Source organism: uncultured Succinatimonas sp. (assembly GCF_905203285.1).
GTDB lineage: Bacteria > Pseudomonadota > Gammaproteobacteria > Enterobacterales > Succinivibrionaceae > Succinatimonas.
Map to the genome: position 1 here is coordinate 1 of NZ_CAJKVK010000134.1, position 3058 is coordinate 3058.

A 3058-nucleotide genomic window follows, 5' to 3' on the forward strand; every position below is an offset into this window, starting at 1 on the left:
AAGGCAAGATTGTTGCACATTTGCACAGTAAGTGAAAATAAGGCTTTTAAATCAACAAAATAGATTTGTGTCTAAAAATACGCTCTGTTTTGGAAGTAGGAATTTTCCAAGAAAAAATGAATATTTCATAATTTGCAGAAGCTTATTTAATCAGTTTTTTTGCAAATTTTTTAATTTCACGTTTTAGCCCTAAAAGTTCATTTTTTCGTTTATGTTTAAAATTTTTGGCTTTGTGTTTTAGATTGTCGGTTTGATTTTCAAATTCGTTTAGTATGTTAATACCGCTGACGTCTTCGATAATTTCTCCGGTTTTGATAATAGGATTAATATTGGATGATGTCGCAGCTTGATTGATGGCTTCTTTAAGATCTTTTTTATTATTGATAACGTCAAAGGCACTATCTGATAATTCTTTTACCATGGATGCCATAGCAAGCGGAGGGAATATCCCGATTATGTTATCAACCTGGCGGCTGTATTCTTTGCCTTCAATGCACCAGTTTACGAAGTGTTCGCAATTTGAGAATAAGAGATTATAGTTACACTCTCCAAGCCTTGATTTAGCCCGTTCTACTGCTTCCTGCGGCGAATATTTTGCTTTATCATGGCTGCGTAATCTTAATTTTGAGTCCGCGATGAACTCATCAAGCAAAATCAGATGTACTCCGTAATCAAGAGAATATTCCGCCACATAACCTTCATCTATATATAAACCGTGATGGGTATATAAAATACGCTGGGCAATCAAATGATCGCCCGGGTTTAATTTAAGTTTCTCTGCGATTTCGATGCTTTTAGCGTTATTCATCAGTATCTTTTGGGTTTGACAATATTTCTTTTAAAGTGTCAGCGTATTCAATAAAGGCATATGCACTGTCTGCGGATTTTTTGTCGTTAAACGCATTTACTATGTTTTTGTGCATCTTAAGTAATTTTTTCTTTTCTTTTTTACTTAAAGAAAGTAAAGCTTCGGTGAGATTTGTGCTTAATTGTGCATAAAGCGCATGGAAAAATAATGTGTAAACCGGATTTGCCGAAATGGAGATAATGGTTTCATGCAGCTTTTTCAGCGTTAAGGTAAAAGCAAAGCTTTTTTCTACGTTTTTCTCAAGATCTAAAAAGATATTATTAAGTTCTTTTCTTTCATCATCATTGGCGCGTTGTACGGCAAGCTGTACGGCACTAAGTTCAATGCCTCTTGCCGCTTCTAAAATTGCGTCAATTGAAAAATGACCGATATCGCGGTGAAAATCTAAAAATTTAGTAAGACTTTCCGGATCAGGATCTTTAATTATCGGTCTTTTCCCGCTTTTTATTTCGATTAAGCCTAAACTTTCAAGTGATCGATATGCCTCACGCACGACACCGCGGCTTATTTGCAATTCTTTTACGGTTTGCACCTCACTGGGGATAGGCATTCCTGAAGTCAGATTAGCGGTTTTTATTGTGTCAAGAAGATGACGCTCAATTCTGGCAGTTAATGCTGATGATGAACTTGTTTCCATATCGTTGCCTGAGAGTAAGAATATAAGTTAAATATAGCTTTTTCTTAAAACAGAGTAAACCTGTATGACAGCTTTATTTTTGAGTGCTTTTTTCTAAAGCAGGCGTATCAGATCTTTTTTCTGTTTGGTCAAGATCTGATAATCCAGGACGTACGGTATTACGCTTTAGCGGTTTTACGGTAATTTTAGGATCGTCAAATTTATTGCTTGCGGAAATTTGCGTGGAGTTGCCTTCAAGCTTATTTTCAATAATTCCGAGAGCGGATATTAACATTGTGTTTAAATCTAGATGCATATTGGCAGTAACGCTGTCGGAACTTAAGTTGAAATTGCCTGAAACATAAATGTTGCCGCGTTTTACGCTGCCTAAAAGGTTAAGCTCATATAACCCGCAGTCCCTATCATAAAGAGCGGCAGATAAGTCCTGCACCTTAAAATCGCGTGTTTTGGCATCTCCGCCGTTTAAATAATCTAAGGCAAGATTAGAAATGAGCATTTCAGGACTTTTTAAGTAAAAGGAACCGTCCATATTTTCAGTTAATTTGTCAAAGCTGCCGAAGCTTTGCAGGTTTACTTCAATATCCGCCTTACCGCTTAGAAGTCTTCGCGACAGATTGGAATTAAGATCGGCTAAATTAAAGTTTCTGCCTTGCAGGAGTAAAAAACTCGGTCCTTCTTTTAACGCAAGAGTACCTGATAAGGAAACATCCGAGCTGCGGAACTTTATTTCGGGAGCGGATAAGGACAACAGATCAGGACTTATCGTGGCGATAAGCTTAATTTTGTTTAATAAAAAATCACTGTATGTAAGAGAATTCACATCAAGATTAATAATGCCCGCTTTGCTGTTTTGTATCTTGCCTTTTATTATTGCAAGATTGTCGATATTTCCGCTAATTTCAAGGATACTTAAAGGCAGATCTCTTATATGGGAAAGAAAAGCTAATTTGGAGAAATTGCAGCTTTCAATATAGATTTGATTTGTTTTTATAAATTCACTTAATATTGTTTCAAAATTAGAAGCGTATTCTATTTTGTTGTTTTTTAAATCAAGTTTGTTAAGCGACAGAATTTTATCTTTATTTTGATAATTAAAATTAAAAGAAATGTCCCCTTCAAAAAGAGATCCGTTGATATTGCCGGAGATTTCGCTATTGTTCAATGTCGCTAAAACAGTTAAGTCAGTAAGACTCAAACGGTGTTTAATAAGACTGATTTCATCAAGAGATCCTTTAAAATCGGCAGTTAAGTGTCCTTGCAAAAGAGAAAAAGATGACGAAGTGCCTTTGATGCCGGAAAGTAAGATTTCTTGATTTGTAAAAAGACAATCATTTAAAGAGACGTCATTTCCGGTAATTGAAAAGGAAGAAAAAGGGTTAAATCCGTCTTTGATGATTATTTTATTAAGATTAAGCCTAGTAAAAGCAAAGGCTTGTTTGTTTAAGTCATAGCTGCCTTCACCTGATATGCTGCCGCCCAAAACAGCTGCGTGAAAATCGGTCAAATTAAGACTGTCGCCGTTACGGTTAAACGCAAAAGACAAATTTTTAAAC

Annotated in this window: 3 protein-coding genes; all 3 read right to left on the reverse strand. The window is 35.7% G+C overall.

The genetic code is table 11. The annotated features are described in order from the left end of the window. Positions 1-142: 142 nt before the first annotated feature. Positions 143-808 carry a lecithin retinol acyltransferase family protein gene (locus QZ019_RS09540; RefSeq protein WP_295484561.1) on the reverse strand — a complete coding sequence of 222 codons (666 nt, stop codon included), beginning with the start codon at positions 806-808 and terminating at the stop codon, positions 143-145. Next, the gene (locus QZ019_RS09545; RefSeq protein ID WP_295484564.1) at positions 801-1505 is read right to left on the reverse strand and encodes a FadR/GntR family transcriptional regulator; all 705 of its coding nucleotides are present in this window, start codon (positions 1503-1505) and stop codon (positions 801-803) included. Before QZ019_RS09545 ends, QZ019_RS09540 begins: the two co-directional genes overlap by 8 nt. 73 nt (positions 1506-1578) lie before the next feature. Further along, on the reverse strand, positions 1579-3058 hold a 1480-nt coding region (locus QZ019_RS09550; protein ID WP_295484567.1), incomplete at its 5' end, for a hypothetical protein.

Bases quoted from the DNA above. Each gene is read 5' to 3' on its own strand.
- QZ019_RS09545 (WP_295484564.1), bottom strand. From the start codon at position 1,505: ATGGAAACAAGTTCATCATCAGCATTAACTGCCAGAATTGAGCGTCAT.
- QZ019_RS09540 (WP_295484561.1), bottom strand. From the start codon at position 808: ATGAATAACGCTAAAAGCATCGAAATCGCAGAGAAACTTAAATTAAAC.